The following is a 19,943-nucleotide window of genomic DNA, read 5'->3' as shown; positions in this document are numbered from 1 at the left end:
GACACCCGCGCGATCCTCGTCGAACTCGGACGCCGCAAAATGGTCGGCGGACAGGAAGACATGATCGTCGATGTCGCCCTCGATATGGTGAAAGCCCAGACGAAGGCCAAAGGATGAGCAAGTCCTCGCTGCACCACCCGCTCGCCGCGGCGGACGTGCCGCAATGGGATGACGAGGCCGATGTCGTCATCCTCGGCTTTGGCGCCGCCGGGGCCTGCGCCGCTATCGAGGCGTGCGAGGCGGGCGCCGACGTGCTGCTGTACGAGCGCAATTCGGGCAGCGGCGGCGCATCAGGGCTGTCGGGCGGCGAAATCTATATCGGCGGCAATGGCGGCACCGAGGTTCAGCGCGCCGCCGGATTCGCCGACACCACCGAGGCCTTCACCGCCTATCTAAAAATGGCGGGCGGCCCGTGCGCCGACGACGCCAAGTGCGAGCTATACGGCCGCGAGGCGCTGAACCATTGGGAATGGCTCAAGCAGCAGGGCGTCCCCTACAAGGGCAATTATCTGCCCGGCAAGCATATCGAGCCGGTCGGCGACGACACGCTGATCTGGTCGGGCAGCGAGGCTGCGGCGCCCTTTTGCGACGCCGCCGTCCCCGCCCCGCGCGGCCATGTCATCCAGTTTATGGGCTGGGGCGGCGGCCGCAAGCTGATCGACATATTGGAACAGCGCGTCCGCAATCTCGGCGCCCGGATCGTCACCGACGCCCGCGCCACCGCGCTAATCCGCGACGGCGACCGCGTCGTCGGCGCGGTGATGCGGATCGACAATCAGGACCGCTATGTCCGCGCCCGCAAAGGCGTCATCCTCGCCACCGGCGGTTTTGTGATGAACGAGGCGATGCGGCGCAAATATTGCCCGCTGACTTATCTGATCAACGACCCGATCGGCGACAAGGACGACGGGTCGGGGATCAATCTTGGCCTCAGCGTTGGCGGCGACGCGATCCACATGGACCAGTTTTTCACCACCTGCCCGTGGACGATCCCCGAACCGCAGGCGCAGGGCGTGTTCGTCAACCAGCAGGGTCAGCGTTTCATCAACGAAGATTGCTATCATGGCCGCGTGTCGCGCGCGATGCTCGATCAGCCCGGCGACCGCGTCTATCTATTGCTCGACAGTGCCCATTTCGACCAGCCGTTCGACTATGCGCGGATGACGATCGCGGGAACGGGTGACGACTGGGAAGAGGTCGAGCGCGAACTCGGCATGCCGCAGGCCACGCTGTCGGCGACGATGAATTTCTACAATGATCATGCGCGCCGCGACGACGATCCACTGTTCGGCAAGCGCGCACCGATCCTGACGCCGCTCGATCAGGGGCCCTTCATCGCGCTCGAACTGAATTTTCAGACCAGCTATTTCAGCTTTTTCACCCTCGGCGGCCTCCGCACCTCGACCGATGGCGAAGTGCTCGATCGCGGCGGCCAGCCGATTGCAGGCCTGTTCGCTGCGGGCCGCTGCACCAGCGGGCTTCCGGCGTGGGGCCACGGCTATAGCTCGGGCCTCAGCCTTGCCGATTGCAGCTTCTTCGGGCGGCAGGCCGGACGCGCGGCGGCGCTGGGCGAATAGCTCAGCCCGCGAGCTGCCCCCCATCCACCGTAAACAGCGCGCCGGTGATCTTGCGCGCCTGATCGCTCGCGAGATAGGCGACCATCCCGGCTATATCTTCAGGCTCGCAAATCCCGTCGGGCAGCTTGGGCGCGTTGCGCATCATCAGCGGCCAGTCGACTTCGCCCTCGGGCGGCGGGCGGTTGGTCATCGGGGTTTTGACATGGCCGGGGCACACCGCGTTGATGCGGACACCCCGCGCCGCGAATTCGACCGCGAGGCTCTTGGTCAAGCCGACGACGCCATGTTTCGATGCTGCATAGCCGATCGAATAAGGCGTGCCCTGCACCCCCGCAGTCGACGCCATGTTGACGATATTCCCGCCGCTGGCGATCAGAAGCGGCAACGCCGCGCGGCATAGCGCGAACACGCTGGTCAGATTGACCGCGATCAGGCGCTGGAACCGGACCTCGTCGAAATCGAGCGTCGGCCCCCAATCGAGCAGCCCCGCGATGTTGCACAAAATATCGAGACCGCTCTCCCCCGCCTGCGCCACCAGCGCACGACAGGACGCGAGATCGGTCGCATCATAGGTCAGCACCGTCATCTCGCCGACCGCCACCGCGGCGGTTTCGCGAAGCCCCGCCGCGTTGACGTCGGCAATGACGACGTGCGCGCCCTCGGCCACCAGCTGCAGCGCCGTCGCGCGCCCGATCCCTGACGCGGCGCCGGTGACGAGCGCCCGCTTGTTCGCAAACCGCATAGTCTATGCCTCCCGCAGCAGATGCTGGCTCATGTCGCCGGTCATCGTCAGTTCCATCTCGCGGCGCGTAAAATGCCACGCACCGCCGTCCTTCGCAAAGCGATCACAATAGCTCGCCACGGCGACCGGCTGGAGCAGGAAGCCTTCGGCCGCCTGAAAGATGATAGCGCTGCACCGCGCCGACGCCTGCGCATCGCCATCGGGCTCGATGATCAGATTGCCACTGTGGTGGCGGGTCAGTGGCCGCTGGTCGGCCCCGTGCAGCTTCACGAAGCTGCGCATCAATGCCGCGACCGCGGGGCCATCCTGATGGATATGCCGCCCGGTCGCGGTGTAGATCATGTCGGCGCGATCGAACAACGCACCAGCGGCATCAAAATCGGCTCCGTCGACATGGACGAAATAGATGTTGATCAGCCGCTGGATCGCGAAATAGTCGTCCGCCGTCAAAATTCCATTCCGACGGTCAGGCCATAGGTGCGCGGATCGGGGAAATAGCCGATCAGGATTCCGCCAAAGCCCGGCCCGAAATCGATGAAGTTGCTCGGCGCATCCTCGTTGGTCAGGTTGCGGACCCACGCGCTGATCTTCGCATCGACCCCGCCGATCGGGACACGCGTCAGCGACGCCGTCATATTGACGATTGTGCGTCCCGGCGACTGCGTGTCCGCAGCGACCTGATCCGACGCATTGGGCGCGCTCAACGCATAGGGGAAGGTGTGATATTTCGACACCATGCTGAGGTCGCCGAGAATGTTGAACCGGCCCCAGCTGCCCTCCATGACGCGCCAGTCGAACCCGGCCGAAACCGAAAATTTGGGTGTGTGCGGGAAGGCGCGGTTGTCCGACACGTCGATGCCGCCGTCGATGAAGCTGTCATATTTGGCATCGAGATAGGCGAAAGAGCCGTTGAAAGTCAGCCAGGGCGCGGGACGGATGATCGTTTCAATCTCGATCCCTTTGATCGTCGCGACCCCCGCGTTCAACACGGTCGACGCGGCTGCGCCCCCGGCATCGAAAACCGACAGCTGAATATCCTTATGCTTGTCATAGAAGCCCGCAATATTCAGCGTCATCGCCCCATCGGCGAGCACGCTTTTCAGGCCCACTTCATAGCTGTCGACCTTTTCAGGGCGATAGGGATTGCACAGCTCCGGCGTCCCGGTCGGGCAATCCGGGGTTGGCGCCGCGAACGTGTTGGTTTCGCCGTTGAAGCCGCCCGATTTGAAGCCCCGCGCGAAACGCGCATAGACGTTAAGGTCGCGGTTGAGCTCATAGGACAGCGTCGCCGCCGGGCTGAAATTGCTGAACTTCGCGTCGGGCAGATCGCCGAACTGCACATCGGCGACGGTGATCGGCAGAGCCGGCGGGGTCGCCAATATCTGCAGGAAGCGACTGATGTCCTTCTTCTCTTTGGTATAGCGCCCGCCGAGCGTCAGTTTCAGCGCCTCGGTGATCTTGAAATCGGCCTGCGCATAGGCCGCCCACGCCGTGGTGTTGGAGGCGTAGCGCGAATCAAACCGGTTCGCCCCCGGGCCGAACACTCCGAAAAACTTCTGGGGATTCACCGTCCCCGCGCTCTCGTCATAATAGAAGGCGCCGAGCACATAGTGCAGACGATCGTCGATGGCCGAACCCGTAAGCTGCAATTCCTGGCTGAAGCTGTTCATGTCAGTGATGCGCGACGTCTGCGCGATATCGACCGGCGACCCGTCGAGTTCGAGCGTGTCGACGAAACGCAGGTCGCGATAGGCGGTGACCGACTTGAGTTCGGCGGCGCCCAGATCAAGCGTCGCGGTCAGCGCATGACCATAAATGCGCGAATATTCGGAAAAAGGCGACGCATTGATGCTGAGCGTGCCCTGCCGGTCGGGATTGGCGAACAGGCCGAGCGGGATGCCGATATAGCTTGGGCTCTTGGGGTCGAAAATGTCTCGCGGATCGCCATTCTGGTTGACGCGCAGCAGCTGTCCCGGCGCGGGGCGCTGGTCATATTTGCTATAGTCATAGGCATAGTCGAAGGTCAGATTGTCGGTCGGTTCGAACCGCACCTGCACCATCGCGCTCCGGCCGTTGAGCGACTGCGCCTCTTTCACCGACGCCGGCTGGGCAAAGGGCGCCGCGGCGGGAAAAGGATTGTCCTGGATGTCGTAAAAGCCGTCGCGCTTGGCGATTTGCCCCGACAGCTTGATCGAGAAGGGCCCGAGCGCGGGCAGGTTCAGCGTCGCCTTGGCGCGCTTATAATCATAATTGCCATAGCTGACCTCCAGCTTGCCGCCGAGTTCGCCGGTCGGCTTGGCGGTCACCAGATTGACCGCGCCCGCGAGGCTGTTGCGGCCATAGAGCGTACCCTGCGGGCCGCGCAGAATCTCGACCCGCTCGAGATCGGCGACGTCGAAAATCGCACCCTGATTCTTGGCGATATAGACGCCGTCGAGGTAAAGGCCGACCGCGGGTTCCCACGTTACCGCCGGATTGATCGTCACCGATCCGCGAATAGCAATCTGCGCGATCGTCCCGCTGCCCGGCGCGCGTTCGAATTTCACATTGGGCGCAACCGCACCGAGACTGTCGATCGAGGTGATGTCGCGCGCCTCCAGATAGGCACTGCTGAGCGCCGAAATCGCGATCGGCACTTCCTGCAGATTTTCGGCACGCTTTTGCGCGGTGACAACGATGACATTGGGGTCGACCGCACTGGCATCATCCTGCGCATCCGCCTGCTGCGCCTGCGCCGAGCCAGCAGCCAGACCGATCGCCAGCGCACCTATTGCCGCTGCTCGTGCAAAATTCCTGGACATCCTATCCCTTTCGATCATCATTTCGATTCTGCGATCCTGTTACGCAAATGATGATAATAATGCAAATCTGATTTGCATTTGCGCAATTATATTGTCACTTATCCTTCCACTTTCGAAATGGGAGAAGTGCCGTGACCGCGCCGACGCTGGAAGAAAGAATTGAGCGACTGGAAGCGCTTGACGCCATTCGCCAGCTACCGGCCAAATATGCGCTGGCGCTCGACATGCGTGACATGGACGCGATGGTATCGCTGTTTCCCGCAGATGTGCGCGTCGGCAAGGGCGCGAGCGGGCGCGAGGCGCTGCGCGCCTATATGGATGGGACGCTGCGCGTACCATTCACCGGCACCTCGCACCATATCGGCGGCCATATCATCGAGTTCGACGACACCGATCATGCGCACGGCATCGTCTATTCGAAGAATGAGCATGAAACCCCGGTCGCGGGCGGCGACGGCGAATGGGTGATCATGCAGATGATGTATGTCGACGATTATGTCCGCGCCGATGGCCCCGACGGCCCGCGCTGGTATTTCGCCCGCCGCCTGCCGCTCTATTGGTACGCGACCGATCTCAACAAGCCGCCGGTCGGTCCAGACAAGATGCGCTGGCCGGGGAGCGAAGCGGTCCCGGGCAATTTCCACAAGCTCTTCCCAAGCTACGAGGAATTTTGGGCACGCGAAGGCGCACCGACCACGCCGGTCGCCGAACCTGCGCCGCTCGAGAAGTTTCTGGAACAGATGCGCCGCGGTCAGGCGGCGCCGAAGGTCAAGGTTCGCGCCGACTGACGCGAGGGTCAGCGCCCTGCCTTCACCCTAAAAGGAATAGCTCCCGCCATTGGCGACGAGCACCGATCCGGTGACGAAACTCGCGTCGTCGCTGGCAAGATAAAGCGCGGCGGCGGCGATTTCGGAAGGATTGGCCATACGGCCGAGCGGCACCGATGCCTCCATCCCCTTGATCCACTCGGCGGGGATGCCGTTCATGATCGGGGTGTTGGTCGGCCCCGGCGCCAGCGCATTGACGCGGATGCCGCGTGGCGCGAGTTCGCGCGCGAGCTGGCGCGTCAGGCCGATGATCGCCGCTTTGCTGGCCACATAATGCGGCGAGCCCTCACCCGACTGCGCCGAGGTCGAGGAGATGTTGATGATCGCCCCGGGGGTACCGTCGGCCGCCTTGATGCGGGCAAATTCACGCGCAACATAAAAGGGACCGTTGAGATTGACCGCCATCACCGCGGCCCAGCCACGATCTTCCATATGGATAAGCTGGTCGACGATCGCGTCCGACGCGCCCTTTTCGGCAAGCTCGCCGTTGCGCTGCGCCATCGCCGCGTAAAATGGCTCTGACCCGTCGCCGGGCGCCGACCCGATCCCGGCATTGTTAACCGCGACGTCGAGCCGCCCGAACGCCGCGCGCGCCTGTGCCAGCGCCGCAGCGACCGAGGCGCTGTCGCCGACGTCGCAGGCGATCCCCAGCGTTGCCCCCGCCTGATCGGCATCCTCCTGCCGCAAATCGAGCGCCGCGACCTGCGCGCCCTCGGCGACAAAGCGCGCGACAATCGCCTGACCGATCCCGCGTCCGGCGCCGGTGACGACCGCCGCCCGCCCCTGCAAACGCCCGCCCGTCACTGGTTCACCCCCAACGCATCACGCGCGGCGATATAGCCGAAGGTCAGCGCCGGGCCGATCGTCACCCCAGCACCGGGATAGCTTTCGCCCATCGCCGATGCGGCATTGTTGCCGATCGCATAAAGCCCGAAAATCGGAGCGCCGTCGGCCTGGACGACGCGCGCCTTGTCGTCGGTACGCAACCCGCCGTTCGTCCCGATGTCGCCGGGATAGATGGGCATCGCATAAAAGGGGCCCTTGCTCAGCGGCCGCAGGCACGGATTGGGCGCCACGCGCGGATCGCCATACATTTTGTCATAGGTCGCCAGCCCGCGATCGAAATCAGGGTCGCTGCCCTCGCCCGCATACTGATTGAAACGCGAAACGGTCGCGGTCAGCGCCGCAGGGTCGACCCCCATATCCGCCGCCAGCGCCTCGACCGTCTTGCCCTTTTTGAGGATGCCGCGCACTTCGCCGCGCTGGAACCAGTCGGGCATCAGCGGGAGCAGCGGCCCCACCGGATAATTGTGTCGATATTCATGGTCGAAGACGAACCAACTCGGCGAGGCGTCGCCATGCTCTTGTTCGCGCCGCGCCATTTGCTGGCCGACGATATGATAGGAAGCGGCTTCGTTGAGATAGCGTTTCCCGCTCTGGCTGACGATGATGCTGCCCGGCAGCGCGCGCTCGATGGTCGAGAGCCGCCCCCGATCCTCGCCCGGCACGTAAAAGACCGGCGCGGCCCATGCCGATTGCATGTTCATCGTGTCGGCACCCGCCGCGACGCCCGCGCGGATGCTGTCGCCGGTGTTGCCCGAGGTGCCGCCCGAATAGAGCGCATTCTGGTACAGCGGTGCATGCTCGCTGCGCATCGCGGCATTTTTGTCGAAGCCGCCGGCAGCAAGGATCACAGCCTTGCGCGCGCCGATCCGCAGATCGCGCCCCTGATGTCGCACCACCGCGCCGACAACCTTGCCCTTTTCGATCACGAGATCCTGCATCGGGCTGTCGAGCCACAATGGCACCTTGCGTTCGTTCAGCGCCAGCCGGATCCCGCCGGTCAGCGCATTGCCCAAGGTCAACCGCCTGTCCTTGCGCGATTTGAAGCGGAACGGCCAGTCGAACCAATAGCGCGCGAGGCTTTTCGCAAGATGGAGAAACCAGCCCTTCTGGCGGAACAACAGCATATAGGTTTCGTCGAAATGCCAGTTCAAATAGCCGAACAGGCTCGCCGCAGGCGACGCGAAGCGCAGCGTCTCGACGTCCTTCCCTAGCCCCCGGCCGTCGATCGGCAACGGCATATGAGTGCGATATCCGGTCGGGCTACCGCCCGGATTTTCAGCGTGATAATCGGGATAGGGAAAGGCGCAGTAGGTTATCGGCGTGTACGCCCCCATCCAGCGCAGCATCTCCGAAGCGTTCGAAACATAGGCGCGGATATTGGCGTCGGGGACGTTCTTGGCCGACAGTTTGCGGACATAGCGAAACGCATCATCGACCTTGTCGTGAAACCCCGCCGCCGCGGCCTGGTCGCTGGCGGGAATCCATATTCCCGCGCCCGAGGTGGCCGAAGTGCCGCCCCATAATTTCTCCTTTTCGACGATCAATACGTCGGCGTGATTTTCGGCGCCAACCAATGCCGAGAGCAGCCCGCCCGCCCCCGAACCGACGACCAGCAGATCGACTTCTTTGTCCCAGCTCATGCTTTGCGCTTTCGTCACGACTGATAGGAATAGGGCATATAAAGCTGCGCCGACTTGCCGCCGTCGACCGGCAGCGCCGCGCCGGTGATATAGCTCGCGGCATCGGACAGCATGAAACAGATGACTTCGGCGAGTTCTTGCGGGTCGCCGCCGCGTCCCATCGGGATCGCATCGGCGGTCATCGCTGCAACCTCGGGCGCCTTGCGCGCAAAATCCTCGGTCCCCGCTGTCTGCACCTGCCCCGGGACGATCGCATTGACGCGCACGCCGTGGCGCGCACCTTCCATCGCCGCGCAGGCGGTGAAATGGGTGAGCGCCGCTTTCGACGCCGAATAGCTGGTCATATTGGTCGCGGCGCGGATGCCGCACGAGGAGGAGACATTGACGATCGCGCCTTTGCCCTGCTTCGTCATGATCGCCATCGCCGCCTTGGTGCTGACGAACACCGCGTCGGCGTTGACCGCGAAATCCTTGCGCCAATGCTCGAGCGTCAGCTTCGACATCGGCGCATAATGGGTCGACATCGCATTGTTGACCAGCATGTCGAGCCGCCCGTGACGCGCCGCAACGTCGTCGATCAGCGCCGCGAGCGCGTCGAAATCGGTCACGTCCAGCACATGGGTTTCGACCCTGCCGCCCGCGGCTTCAATCTCGGCCTTGGCTTCGGCGAGCTTGTCCTCGCGCCGTGCGCAGACGGCGACGGTCGCGCCGCGTGCCGCCAGCATGGCGGCGGTCGCGCGGCCGATGCCGTCGCTGCCGCCGGTGATGATCGCCACCCGGCCGTCGAAAATTCCGCTCATGCTCGTCACGCTCCCGCTGCCATTTTATTGAGGGCGGCATCCTGCGCCCCGGTGAGGATACAGTGCGTCCCCGTCGGCAGATACATCATCGAAACGCAGCGGTTGCACGCGGTGCAGCCCGATGCATGCGCCGTCCCCGCCGCCCATTGGTTCACAATCTTCGGATCATGGATCAAGATGCGCCCCATCGCGACGCAATCAAAGCCGTCGGCCATCGCCATCTCGACCCCCTCGATCGAATGGACCCCGCCCAGATAGGCGAGCGGCATTGTCACCGCTTCGCGGATCTTCAGCGCATGGTCGCGCAGGTAATTTTCGTGAAATACGACATTCTGCGGCTCGGTGAGCGATTGCAGCCACATTCCCATCCGGATGATCGGGTTCGGATTGCTCGCGCGATTTTCCTTGGGAAAGGAGGAGCCGAACATCGCGGTGATCGATTCGACGTTCAGCCCGTTCGACAGCACCGCCATATGCGCGCCGGTGCGTTCAAGGATGCGCGCAACCTGCACGCCATCGGCGATCTGGTTGCCCCGCGCGGTGCCATCGGTCATGCTATATTTGACGACGACCGCCAGATCCTTGCCGACCGCATCAAGCACCCGCGACAAGACTTCAGCCGGGAAACGCATCCGCTTTTCGATCGTCCCGCCAAATTCGTCGCGGCGCTTGTTATAGACGGGCGAGATGAACTGGCTGAGCAGATATCCGTGCCCCATATGCAGCTCGACCGCATCGAAACCCGCCTCGCGCGCCAGCTTCGCCGCCGCGACGAACTCGTCGGCCATCGCGGCGATCTCATTGCGATTCATGCGCTTCTTGAACCAGCGCTTCGACAGCATGCCGACCTTGTTAAAGCCGCCGCTCGACGATGGCGGCCGTTTCGCCTGCAATTGATCGGGGCCAAGGAAGGTGAACGACCCCGCGTGGGTGATCTGCGCGCAGGCGGCGGCACCATGGCGGTGGACACCGTCGGTCAGCGCTTTGAAGTCGGCGATTGATTCGCGTTCGAGTGTCGCCTGGTCGACGAAGGTGCGCCCGTCGCGGCTGGTCGCGCAATAGGCGACGGTCGACATCGCAGCGCCGCCTTCGGCCACGCGCTCATGGAACAGCGCCAAGCCCTTTGAAACCACGCCATTCTTGGCCATGCCTTCATTCGTCGCGGCCTTGATGAAGCGGTTTCGCAGCGTCAGCGGCCCCAGGGTGAGCGGGGAAAAGGGGGAAGCAGCCTCTCCAGACATGCGGGTTCCTCATTTCGGTTTCAATAACGCAATTGACGCTCTATGCGTCTTTATGTCAAGCTCATGCGTAATTTAAAAACACAAAAATTACGAATCATGAAGGGTTTTGCGGATGACCGATCGAATCATCATTGTGACCGGAGCCGGCCAGGGGGTCGGCCAGGGCATCGCCCTCGCCTTCGCCGCGCAGGGCGACACCGTCGTACTGGCCGGCCGGACTTTGTCCAAGCTCGCCGAAACAAAGCGGATGATCGACGAGCGCGGCCAAGGCACAGCGCGCGCGATCGAATGCGACGTCAAATCGGCCGCATCGCTCGGCGAAATGGTGTCGCAGACGATCGCCGAATTTGGCCGCATCGATGTCCTCGTCAACAATGCGCAGGAAGTCCCCAATGGCGAATTGCTCGCGGTCGCCGACGACGCCTTCATCGCCGGATTTGAATCGGGCCCGCTCGCGACGCTGAGGCTGATGAAGCTGGTGCACCCGCATATGGCGGCGCGCGGCGGCGGGGTGATTTTCAACCTCGTCTCGTCGGTCATCCACCGCTGGGACATGACCGGATATGGCGCCTATGCCGCGACGAAAAACGCGATCCAGTCGCTGACCCGCGGCGCGGCGGCCGAATGGGGCAAGAATGGTATCCGCGTCCTCAACATCGCCCCGCACGCGGAATCGCCCGGTCTCAAAGGCTGGGCGGAGAAGAACCCCGACGAAGCACGCGCCTTCTTCAAGACGATCCCGCTTGGCCGCGTTGGCCAGTGCGAAGAGGATATCGGCCGCGCGGTCGTCGCCCTGTGCGGCCCCGAAATGGCGTATCTCACCGGCGCTACGGTCCCGCTCGACGGCGGACAGGCGAATTTCGACTAGGCGCGCTTGACCGCCCCGACCACCGGGCGGACGATGCGCCCAACCGGATCATCACAGCCCGCCGCAACCAGCGGGCGACACAAGATAAATGGGAGACTGACATGACCGAACCGAAAATCGCCCTCGTCACAGGGGCCAGCCGCGGCGCCGGCGCGGGCATCGCGCGCGGGCTCGGCGAGAAAGGCATGACCGTCTATGTCACCGGCCGCACGCTGACGCCGGGCGACGCCAAGGGTTGGGACGGCACCGTCCTTCCCGGCACCGTCGCCGAAACCGCCGCGGCGGCAACCAAGGCCGGCGGCAAGGGCATCGCGGTCGTCTGCGACCATGCCGACGACGTGCAGGTCGAACGCCTGTTCGCGCAGATCGCCGCCGAACAGGGGCGGCTCGACATCCTCGTCAACAACGCCGCCTATATGCATCACCAGCTGATCGAGAAAAAACCTTTCTGGGAGAAGGAGCTTGCTGCGGCGAACATCCTCGATGTCGGGCTGCGCTCGGCCTATGTCGCAAGCTGGCACGCGGCGCGGATGATGGTGCCGCAGGGTTCGGGGCTGATCGCCTTCGGCTCCTCCTTTGGCGCCAGCTGCTACATGCACGGCCCCGCCTATGGCGCGCAAAAGGCCGGCGTCGACAAATTCGCGCACGACATGGAACATGATTTGCGCGGCACCGGGGTACGGACGATCTCGGTATGGATGGGCCCCTTGATCACCGAGCGCTCGACGATCGCGCGCGAGGTCAATCCCGAACAATATGAAGTCTTTATCGAGACCGCCGAAAATCCGGAGTTCACGGGTCATATCCTCCACGCCCTCGCCCGCGATCCGCTGGGCGCGGCGCTGTCGGGTCACACCGTCGTCGGCGCCGAAGTCGCCCGCGACCTCGGCATCACCGATCGCGGCAAGGAGCGGCCGTCGTATCGCGAGATGCTCGGAAGCCCGAATGCGCCAAATCCGGCGGCCGTCTATTGAGATATTACGCAGTGATGCGGCAAAAATTCACGCGCTTGCAATTATTCGTAATTTGATACAAAAATAATTACGCAAAATACGATCGACATAGAGTCGGCGCCCGTCAACGAACAGGAAAGAGGATGATTTGAAAACGCAATTTCACATTGCCGACCTGTTCGAGACGGTGGCCGATGCCGTGCCCGATCGCCTGGCGATCCAGGGGCCCGACGAGAGTCTGACCTATCGCGAGCTCGACGAACGCAGCGATGCGCTCGCGCGCGGATTGGCCAGCCGCGGCATCGAACGCGGCGATCATGTCGGCCTTTATATGCGCAACCGCGCCGAATATCTGGAGGCCTATCTCGCGGCGATCAAGATCGGCGCGGTGCCGTTCAACGTCAATTACCGCTATCAGCGCGCCGAACTCCTCTATCTGTTTCAAAATGCCGATGCGGCTTGCATCGTCCATGATGGCGAATATGCCGCGCTGGTCGACGAACTGCGTTCCGCGCTTCCGAAGCTGAAGCTCGCGATTTGCACCGACGGCGACGGGCTTTCGACCAGCTATGACAGCCTCCTCATCCCCGGCGAGAAGCAGCGCTACGAACGGTCCGAAGATGATTATATGCTGCTCTATACGGGCGGCACCACCGGCATGCCCAAGGGCGTGATGTGGCCGCACAAGGCGTTCTTCTATGGCTGCGCGGGCGGTGCGGGCTACTTCCATCCCGCCGGCCCGATCACCGCTCCCGAGGATATCCGAAGCCGCGCCGCCGAGGGGCCGCCGCTCAAGATGTTCACCATCGCGCCGCTGATGCACGGCGCCGCAATCTGGTCAGCGTGGACCGCGCTGCTCGCGGGGCTCACCGTCGTGCTCGATCGCAGCATAGCCTTCGATCCCGCCGCAATCTGGGACCGGGTCGATCGCGATCAGGCCAATCTGATCCAGGTCGTCGGCGATGCGATGGCGATCCCGCTCCGCGATGCGCTGCGCGACCATCCGGACCGCTGGACGCTCACCAGCGTCTATAATTTCGGGTCGGGCGGCGCGCTCTTCTCGCCGCATGTTCAGGACGATCTCGCCAGCCTGCTCCCCAACGCCGCGATCACCAACGGCATGGGCGCATCGGAAACCGGGACCAGCCTGTCGGTCAAAGCGACCGATGGAGGGATGCTGCGCGTGCCGTGCGACGACACCCAGCGTATCTTCGTCGGTGACCGGTTCGCCGAGCCCGGCGAAACCGGGCTCATCGGCCGCCGCGGCCATGTCCCCATCGGCTATTACAACGACCCCAAAAAAACCGCCGAAACCTTCCGCAACATCGACGGGCGCATCTGGGCGATCACCGGCGACAGCGGCTATGTCGATGGCGACGGCATGATCAATTTTCTCGGGCGCGGGTCGAACTGCATCAACTCGGGCGGCGAGAAGGTCTTCCCCGAAGAGGTCGAACGCGAATTGCGCGCGCATCCCGCGATCCTCGACGCGGTCGTCGTCGGCGTCGCCGACGAACGCTGGGGAGAGAAAGTCGCAGCGGTGGTATCGCTGCGCGAGCGCCACGACCGGCCCGAAGCAGCGGCGATCGCCGATTTCATCAAGACGCGGCTCGCCGCCTACAAGACCCCCCAGACGATCATCTGGGCCGACACGATCCAGCGCTCGGCAGCCGGAAAGCCCGATTATGTCTGGGCCAAGCAACAGGTAGAGGCAGCGTGAACCAGAGCGATCCCATTTTCGACGCCGTCACCGCCCCCGGCACACCCTTTGAACTGGGCGAACAGGACGGCATGCGCCGCTTCGTCAATGCCCCGGACGATCTGAACCAGTTGATCGAAACCGCGCGCGCCTTCGGCGACCGGGTCTGCGTCGCCGAGGGCGATACCCATTGGACCTACGCCCGGCTCTTCGAGCGGCGCGACGCGCTGGCCGGCATCCTCGACATCGAACGCGGCGACCGCGTCGCCATCTGCATGCGCAACCGCAGCGAATGGATGATCGGTTTTCTCGCGACGATCCGCTGCGGCGGCGTGGCGGCGCTGCTCAACAGCCGGGGATCGCCGAGCGAACTTTGCGCCGCGATCGACGATGTGTCGCCCGCCGTCGTGCTTGCCGACAGCGGGCGCGCGGCCTTGCTGCGCGAGGGCGGCTATACCGGCCGGCTGATCGTCGCAGCAGATTTCCCCGCGACGGGCACCGCGCCCGCCGGCGTCGCTCCCGCAAAGAAAAGCGACCCCGCCGCGATCCTCTTCACCTCGGGCACCACCGGCCGCGTCAAGGGCGCCGTGCTGTCCCACGAAAATCTGACGACCGGGATCATAGGCACCCAATTGGCGGGAACGATGGTTCTCCACAACACCGCGCGCGACCTCAAGATTCCGGTGTCGGCGATCCTCGAGAATATGCCGCAGCAGGTCAGCATGCTCGTCGTGCCGCTGTTCCATATTTCGGGGCTGGGCGCCGGCTTCCTGTCACCGCTGCTCGCGGGATCGAAAATCGTCCTGATGCGGCGCTGGGCCGCCGACGAGGCGATGGAGCTGATCGAGCGTGAAAAGGTCACGATGTTTTCGGGCGTCCCGACGATGATGTGGGACATTGTTCAGGCCGGAAAAGCCAAAAAGGCCGATCTGTCGAGCCTGCGCAATATCGGCATGGGCGGACAGGCGATGCCGGTCAGCCTTCTCAACGAATTGCGTACCGCCTGCCCCGGCGTCGTGATGGGCACGGGTTATGGCATGACCGAAACATCGGGCAGCGTCGCGATGAGCATGGGCGAGGATTTCATCCGCAACCGCGCTTCGGCGGGCCGCGTCCTCTCGCTCGTCGATGTACGGATCGAGGGGCCCGACGGCACCGCCCTTCCTTCCGGCGAAGTCGGCGAAATCGTCGTGCGCGGCCCGATGGTCATGCAGGGATATTGGCAGCGTCCTCAGGAAACCGCGGAAGTCCTCTCCTCCGACGGCTGGCTCAGGACCGGCGACGTCGGGCTGATCGACCCCGAAGGCTATATCTTCATCGTCGACCGCGCGAAGGACATGGTCATCTCCGGCGGCGAGAATATCTATTGTGCAGAGGTCGAGCGGATCGTGAATGCGATGCCCGAGGTCGTCGAATGCGCCGCCTTCGGTATCGCCGACGAGCGGCTCGGCGAATTGCTCGTCGTCCGCGTGGTCGGCGAGAATGTCGACGCCGCCGCGATCATCGCCGAGGTTGCCGATAAGCTCGCGCGTTACAAGGCACCGGCGCAGGTGCGGGTCGATACCGCCCCCCTGCCGCGCAACGACGTCGGCAAGATCGACAAAAAACGCCTCCGCACCGAATGGACCATGACAGAAGGAACCCCCGCATAATGGCTATGCCCACTGACATCGGCATTATCGACTGCATGCTCGGGATTCCCGAAAGCGAACATCGCGCCGACTGGTTCGACAGCTTCAAGCCGATGATCAAGGACGCCGAAACGCTGAAGCAGTTTTCGATGCCCGCGCAATATATGTTCAAGGACATTCCGCAGTCGGGCGCAGTTGACGATTTCGTCCAGTGGACGGTCGACCAGATGGACCGGTTCAACATCGACAAGGCGATGGTCGGCTGGAACGACAATGCGACCTCGCGCCGCGCCAAGGAGAAGTTCGGCGACCGTTTCTTCTTCGACCTGCCGTGCGATCCCAACAAGGGGGTCGAGGAAGTCCGCCGCATCAAGCGTATCCATGCCGAGGTCGGGCTGTCGGCGATCAGCGTCTTTCCGGCGGGCACCCTGCCGCAGGTCGCGATCAACCATAAATATATGTTCCCGCTCTACACCTGCGCCGCCGAACTGGGCCTCCCGATCTGTCTCAACGCCGGTATCCCGGGGCCGCGCATTCCGATGGAAACGCAAAAGGTCGAGCATCTCGACGAGGTGTGCTGGTTCTTCCCCGACCTGAAGGTTGTGATGCGCCACGGCGCCGAGCCGTGGGAAGCGCTGGCGGTCAAGCTGATGCTGAAATGGCCGAATCTTTATTATTCGACCAGCGCCTTTGCCCCCAAACATTATCCCAAGGCGATCATCGACTACGCGAACACGCGCGGCGCCGACAAGATCATCTATGCCGGATATTTTCCGATGGGGCTCAGCCTCGACCGGATTTTCAGCGACATGCCGAATGTACCCTTCAAGGACGAGGTATGGCCGAAATTCCTGCGCGAAAACGCGATCAAAGTCTTTGGATTGGGAGCCTGAGCGATGAACGATAGCGTCACCGATGCCCGCACCGCCCCCGTCGCGGTTTGGCGGTTGCTGGAAAATATGTCGAAGGATGAGTTGAAGGCGTGGCGCCTCGCCCCGATCGACAACGCCATCCCGGCGACCGAGCGCAACCTCGACACCCCCTATCCCTTTGGCTGGTTTCCCGTGCTGCTGTCGGACGAATTGCAGGTCGGTGAGGTCAAGCCACTGCGCTATTTTTCGACCGAGCTGGCGATCTGGCGCGGCGAGGACGGCAGCGTCCGGATGCTCGACGCCTATTGCAAGCATCTCGGCGCGCACATGGGGCATGGCGGCAAGGTCAACGGCAATCTGCTCGAATGTCCGTTCCACGCCTGGCGCTATGATGGCGAAGAAGGCGTGGTGAAGGACATTCCCTACGCGCGCGCCATCCCGCCGCAGGTGAAGCGCAAATGCACGCGCACCTGGCATATCCGCGAGGCCAACCGGATCATCTGGATGTGGTATCACCCCGACGATGTCGCGCCGCTGTTCGAGGTCGTCCACAGCCCCGAGGCGACCGATCCCGACTGGAGCGAATTTCAGATTGCCGAGTGGAACATCTATGGCAGCATCCAGAATATGGCCGAGAACGGTGTCGATTTCGCCCATTTCAAATTCATACACGGCACCGCGAACCTGCCGATGGGCGATCTCCACTGGGGCGAAGCCTATGACCGCAGCAGCGTGCTGCGCGCCAAAATGGGCACGCCGCGCGGCGAGGTCGATGGCGAGATCACCAGCGCCTCACAGGGTCCGGGGCAAAATTGGGTGCGCTTCACCGGCATTTGCGAAACATTGCTGATCGCCTGCGTAACTCCGGTCGAAAAGGACCATCTGAAGGTCCGCTATCTCTACACCCAGCCCAAGTCGCAAAAGGACGGCCCCAATGCCGGCCTCGCCCGCGCGATCATCGCCGACGTCAACAAACAGATGGATCAGGACAAGGTCGTGTGGGACCGGATGCGCTACGAGCCCAATCCGATCATCTGCGACGGCGACGGCCCGATCCCCAAATTCCGCCAATTCTACTCGCGCTACTACACGGCACCGTCCGCCACCCAAATCAAAGCGAGCGCCTGAGTGGGCGGCCCGTCGGACCTGACCCGTCGCGACCTGCTGACAAGCGGCGCCGCGGCGGCGGCAATGGTCGCGCTCCCGCAGGCGGCACAAGCGAAGGGAGCGATGATGCGAAGCGACCCATTGGACGATCACGACGCGCTGGGCCTCGCCAAACTCGTCCGCGACAAGGCGGTGTCGCCGACCGAACTGCTCGACATGGCGGTCGCGCGCGCCGAGGCCAGCGATCCACGCTTCAACTTCATGGCGCAGAAGCTCTATGATTTCGGCAAGAAGGCAATCGCCGCCGGGCTGCCCAAGGGACCGTTCCACGGCGTGCCGTTGCTGGTCAAGGATCTGAACACCCATATCGCGGGCGAGCGCAGCGGACAGGGCAGCCGCTTCTATGCTGATTATCGCCCCGACTATACGTCCGAACTGGTACGGCGCCATCAGGCCGCGGGCTTTGTCATCTTCGGCAAGACGACGACCCCCGAATTCGGCCTAACTGGCACCACCGAGTCCGTGGCCACCGGCCTGACGCGCAATCCCTGGAACCCCGACCATATCGCGGGGGGATCGAGCGGCGGCTCGGCGGCGGCGATCGCGGCCGGGGTCGTCCCGCTCGCCCATGCCTCCGACGGCGGCGGATCAATCCGCATCCCGGCATCCTGCTGCGGGCTGTTCGGGCTCAAGCCCAGCCGCGGCCGCGTGCCGATGGGGCCGAAGCGCACCGAAGGCTGGGGCGGGCTGTCGACCAATCATGCGATCAGCCGGACGGTGCGCGATTCCGCCGCGATGCTCGACGCGACCCACGGCGTCGAAATCGGATCGCGCTATGGCGCGCCGACCCCCGACGGCAGCTTTTTGTCGCAAGTCACCAAGGCGCCGGGCAAGCTGCGCGTCGCGCTGATGCTCGAGACACCCGGCGGCACCCCGGTCGACCCCGAATGCGCTGCGGCAGCGCACGCGGCGGCGAAGCTGCTCGAAAGCCTCGGCCATCATGTCGAGCTCGCCTCGCCCAAGGTGAATGCGCAGGCGATCGGCATGGCCAATTTCGCGACGATTTCCAGCGCGCTCGCCGCCGAAATCGAGGATCGCGCCAAGCTGACCGGCATCGCGCCCTCGCCCGACGTGCTCGAAAAAGTGACGCTGATCTTCCTGCAATATAGCAAGAATTTCAAAGCCATCGACGCGGCGCGCGCCAACAATATCTATCAGGAAACCGCGGTCGCGCTCGGCCAGTTCATGACCGGCTATGACATCATCCTGTCGCCGACGATGGCGATGCCGCCGGTCAAGCTCGGACGGCTCGACATGATGCCCGCCGATTTCGAAAAATGGGGGCAGGACGCCGCGGCGTTCACGCCCTGGACCGGCTTGTTCAACGTCAGCGGCCAGCCGAGCATGTCGATGCCGCTGGCGATGTCGGCGGGCGGCTTGCCGATCGGGGTGATGATGACCGGACGCTATGGCGACGAAGCAACGCTGCTCCGCCTCGCCGGACAGGTCGAACGCGCCGCGCCCTGGTTCGACAAGCGGCCAGCCTGAATTTTGAGAAGCGAGGACAATCGATGCGCGGACTGAACGGAAAAATCGGAGTGGTCGCGGGCGGCGGGCGCGGGATCGGCGCGGCGACCGCGATGCGGCTCGCCGACGAGGGCGCGCTGGTCGTCGTCGGCGACATCAACGAAGCATGGGCGAAGGACAGCGCCGCCGCGATCACCCAAAAGGGCGGCAAGGCGATCGGCGTCTTTCTTGACGGAACGAGCGCAGATTCACAGAAAGCCATCGTCGCGGCGGCTCTCGCCGAATTCGGCGGGCTCGATTTCTTCCATTCGAACCTCGCGGGCGGGACCGAGGGCGATGTCGATGCGCTGAACTGCCCCGAAGACGTCTTCGACCGCTCGGTCGCGATCAATTTGAAAAGCCATTTGCTGGCGACGCAGGCCGCGCTGCCGATACTGCTCGAACGCGGCGGCGGCGCGATGATCTATACCAGCAGTGGCGCGGCCTCGGGCGCCTCGCCATGGCAGGTCGCATATCCGATGACCAAGAATGGCATCCACGCGCTCGCGCGCCACGTCGCGAGCAAATGGGGCAAGGACGGCATTCGCGCCAATGTGATCTGCCCCGGCCTCATCATGACCGAGGCGGTCGCCCAGCATCTGTCGGAGGCACAGGTCGATGATCTGCGCCAACGCACCCCCTCGCCGCGGCTGGGCAAGCCCGACGATATCGCGGGCGCGGTCGCCTTCCTCGCCTCGGACGACGGCGGCTTCATCAACGGCCAGGTCTGGCACGTCAACGGCGGCACCCAGATGCGCGACTAGCGCGCACGG

At 63.8% G+C, this 19,943-nt stretch carries 17 protein-coding genes and 1 pseudogene; 11 read left to right on the top strand and 7 right to left on the bottom strand.

Translation table 11 applies throughout. From position 1 onward, the window contains the following. Nucleotides 1-117: pseudogene (locus AC1RRJ_RS15205) on the top strand (4-hydroxy-2-oxovalerate aldolase); the annotation flags it as partial. After that, nucleotides 114-1,577: an FAD-dependent oxidoreductase gene (locus AC1RRJ_RS15200; protein WP_493124122.1), complete on the top strand. Its 1,464-nt coding sequence runs from the start codon at nucleotides 114-116 to the stop codon at nucleotides 1,575-1,577. The pseudogene AC1RRJ_RS15205 and the gene AC1RRJ_RS15200, both read left to right, overlap by 4 nt. A gap of 1 nt (nucleotide 1,578) precedes the next feature. Here AC1RRJ_RS15200 and AC1RRJ_RS15195 read toward each other — a convergent pair whose 3' ends face one another. From AC1RRJ_RS15195 to AC1RRJ_RS15185, 3 genes are read right to left on the bottom strand one after another with little or no spacing between them, the layout of a single operon-like run. After that, nucleotides 1,579-2,319 carry an SDR family NAD(P)-dependent oxidoreductase gene (locus AC1RRJ_RS15195; RefSeq protein WP_493124120.1) on the bottom strand — a complete coding sequence of 247 codons (741 nt, stop codon included), beginning with the start codon at nucleotides 2,317-2,319 and terminating at the stop codon, nucleotides 1,579-1,581. Between the two features lie 3 nt (nucleotides 2,320-2,322). Further along, nucleotides 2,323-2,769: a nuclear transport factor 2 family protein gene (locus AC1RRJ_RS15190; RefSeq protein ID WP_493124118.1), complete on the bottom strand. Its 447-nt coding sequence runs from the start codon at nucleotides 2,767-2,769 to the stop codon at nucleotides 2,323-2,325. Next, a complete protein-coding gene (locus AC1RRJ_RS15185) occupies nucleotides 2,766-5,120 on the bottom strand; it encodes a TonB-dependent receptor (RefSeq protein ID WP_493124116.1) in 2,355 nt (784 codons plus the stop codon). The genes AC1RRJ_RS15190 and AC1RRJ_RS15185 overlap by 4 nt, the downstream gene beginning before the upstream one ends. Nucleotides 5,121-5,251: 131 nt before the next feature. On the opposite strand from AC1RRJ_RS15185, the gene AC1RRJ_RS15180 reads away from it, so the two are divergent. Further along, on the top strand, nucleotides 5,252-5,908 hold the full coding sequence (locus AC1RRJ_RS15180) for a nuclear transport factor 2 family protein (RefSeq protein ID WP_493124114.1): 657 nt from the start codon (nucleotides 5,252-5,254) through the stop codon (nucleotides 5,906-5,908). A 27-nt stretch (nucleotides 5,909-5,935) separates the two neighbouring features. On the opposite strand, the gene AC1RRJ_RS15175 is transcribed toward AC1RRJ_RS15180, so the two are convergent. From AC1RRJ_RS15175 to AC1RRJ_RS15160, 4 genes are read right to left on the bottom strand one after another with little or no spacing between them, the layout of a single operon-like run. Continuing rightward, the gene (locus AC1RRJ_RS15175) at nucleotides 5,936-6,751 is read right to left on the bottom strand and encodes an SDR family NAD(P)-dependent oxidoreductase (RefSeq protein ID WP_493124112.1); all 816 of its coding nucleotides are present in this window, start codon (nucleotides 6,749-6,751) and stop codon (nucleotides 5,936-5,938) included. Beyond that, nucleotides 6,748-8,433, bottom strand: a complete 1,686-nt coding sequence (locus AC1RRJ_RS15170) for an FAD-binding protein (protein WP_493124110.1) — start codon at nucleotides 8,431-8,433, stop codon at nucleotides 6,748-6,750. The genes AC1RRJ_RS15175 and AC1RRJ_RS15170 overlap by 4 nt, the downstream gene beginning before the upstream one ends. 14 nt (nucleotides 8,434-8,447) lie before the next feature. After that, a complete protein-coding gene (locus tag AC1RRJ_RS15165; protein ID WP_493124108.1) occupies nucleotides 8,448-9,233 on the bottom strand; it encodes an SDR family NAD(P)-dependent oxidoreductase in 786 nt (261 codons plus the stop codon). 5 nt (nucleotides 9,234-9,238) lie between these two features. Beyond that, nucleotides 9,239-10,474 (bottom strand): NADH:flavin oxidoreductase, encoded by a 1,236-nt coding sequence (locus tag AC1RRJ_RS15160; protein WP_493124106.1) that lies wholly within the window; start codon nucleotides 10,472-10,474, stop codon nucleotides 9,239-9,241. Between the two features lie 112 nt (nucleotides 10,475-10,586). Here AC1RRJ_RS15160 and AC1RRJ_RS15155 point away from each other — a divergent pair, with 112 nt between their 5' ends. From AC1RRJ_RS15155 to AC1RRJ_RS15120, 8 genes are all read left to right on the top strand, one after another. Further along, complete coding sequence (locus AC1RRJ_RS15155; RefSeq protein WP_493124104.1) at nucleotides 10,587-11,342, top strand: SDR family NAD(P)-dependent oxidoreductase; 756 nt, start codon at nucleotides 10,587-10,589, stop codon at nucleotides 11,340-11,342. A gap of 101 nt (nucleotides 11,343-11,443) precedes the next feature. Next, on the top strand, nucleotides 11,444-12,316 hold the full coding sequence (locus AC1RRJ_RS15150) for an SDR family NAD(P)-dependent oxidoreductase (protein ID WP_493124102.1): 873 nt from the start codon (nucleotides 11,444-11,446) through the stop codon (nucleotides 12,314-12,316). A 127-nt stretch (nucleotides 12,317-12,443) separates the two neighbouring features. After that, complete coding sequence (locus AC1RRJ_RS15145) at nucleotides 12,444-14,015, top strand: AMP-binding protein (protein ID WP_493124100.1); 1,572 nt, start codon at nucleotides 12,444-12,446, stop codon at nucleotides 14,013-14,015. Continuing rightward, complete coding sequence (locus AC1RRJ_RS15140; protein ID WP_493124098.1) at nucleotides 14,012-15,646, top strand: class I adenylate-forming enzyme family protein; 1,635 nt, start codon at nucleotides 14,012-14,014, stop codon at nucleotides 15,644-15,646. The genes AC1RRJ_RS15145 and AC1RRJ_RS15140 overlap by 4 nt, the downstream gene beginning before the upstream one ends. Beyond that, a complete protein-coding gene (locus tag AC1RRJ_RS15135; protein ID WP_493124096.1) occupies nucleotides 15,646-16,518 on the top strand; it encodes an amidohydrolase family protein in 873 nt (290 codons plus the stop codon). The genes AC1RRJ_RS15140 and AC1RRJ_RS15135 overlap by 1 nt, the downstream gene beginning before the upstream one ends. A gap of 3 nt (nucleotides 16,519-16,521) precedes the next feature. Then, nucleotides 16,522-17,625 (top strand): Rieske 2Fe-2S domain-containing protein, encoded by a 1,104-nt coding sequence (locus AC1RRJ_RS15130; RefSeq protein WP_493124094.1) that lies wholly within the window; start codon nucleotides 16,522-16,524, stop codon nucleotides 17,623-17,625. After that, on the top strand, nucleotides 17,626-19,152 hold the full coding sequence (locus AC1RRJ_RS15125; protein ID WP_493124092.1) for an amidase: 1,527 nt from the start codon (nucleotides 17,626-17,628) through the stop codon (nucleotides 19,150-19,152). 23 nt (nucleotides 19,153-19,175) lie between these two features. Continuing rightward, nucleotides 19,176-19,934, top strand: coding sequence for an SDR family NAD(P)-dependent oxidoreductase (locus AC1RRJ_RS15120; RefSeq protein ID WP_493124090.1), 759 nt, complete (start codon nucleotides 19,176-19,178; stop codon nucleotides 19,932-19,934). The last annotated feature ends 9 nt before the right edge of the window (nucleotides 19,935-19,943 follow it).

This window comes from Sphingopyxis sp. GW821-FHT12C06, assembly GCF_058807415.1.
Note: the sequence above shows the minus strand (reverse complement) of the source record. Positions and strands in the feature narration are given on the sequence as shown.

Bases quoted from the DNA above. Each gene is read 5' to 3' on its own strand.
- AC1RRJ_RS15200 (WP_493124122.1), top strand. From the start codon at position 114: ATGAGCAAGTCCTCGCTGCACCACCCGCTCGCCGCGGCGGACGTGCCG.
- AC1RRJ_RS15195 (WP_493124120.1), bottom strand. From the start codon at position 2,319: ATGCGGTTTGCGAACAAGCGGGCGCTCGTCACCGGCGCCGCGTCAGGG.
- AC1RRJ_RS15185 (WP_493124116.1), bottom strand. From the start codon at position 5,120: ATGTCCAGGAATTTTGCACGAGCAGCGGCAATAGGTGCGCTGGCGATC.
- AC1RRJ_RS15170 (WP_493124110.1), bottom strand. From the start codon at position 8,433: ATGAGCTGGGACAAAGAAGTCGATCTGCTGGTCGTCGGTTCGGGGGCG.
- AC1RRJ_RS15165 (WP_493124108.1), bottom strand. From the start codon at position 9,233: ATGAGCGGAATTTTCGACGGCCGGGTGGCGATCATCACCGGCGGCAGC.
- AC1RRJ_RS15160 (WP_493124106.1), bottom strand. From the start codon at position 10,474: ATGTCTGGAGAGGCTGCTTCCCCCTTTTCCCCGCTCACCCTGGGGCCG.
- AC1RRJ_RS15155 (WP_493124104.1), top strand. From the start codon at position 10,587: ATGACCGATCGAATCATCATTGTGACCGGAGCCGGCCAGGGGGTCGGC.
- AC1RRJ_RS15150 (WP_493124102.1), top strand. From the start codon at position 11,444: ATGACCGAACCGAAAATCGCCCTCGTCACAGGGGCCAGCCGCGGCGCC.
- AC1RRJ_RS15135 (WP_493124096.1), top strand. From the start codon at position 15,646: ATGGCTATGCCCACTGACATCGGCATTATCGACTGCATGCTCGGGATT.
- AC1RRJ_RS15130 (WP_493124094.1), top strand. From the start codon at position 16,522: ATGAACGATAGCGTCACCGATGCCCGCACCGCCCCCGTCGCGGTTTGG.
- AC1RRJ_RS15120 (WP_493124090.1), top strand. From the start codon at position 19,176: ATGCGCGGACTGAACGGAAAAATCGGAGTGGTCGCGGGCGGCGGGCGC.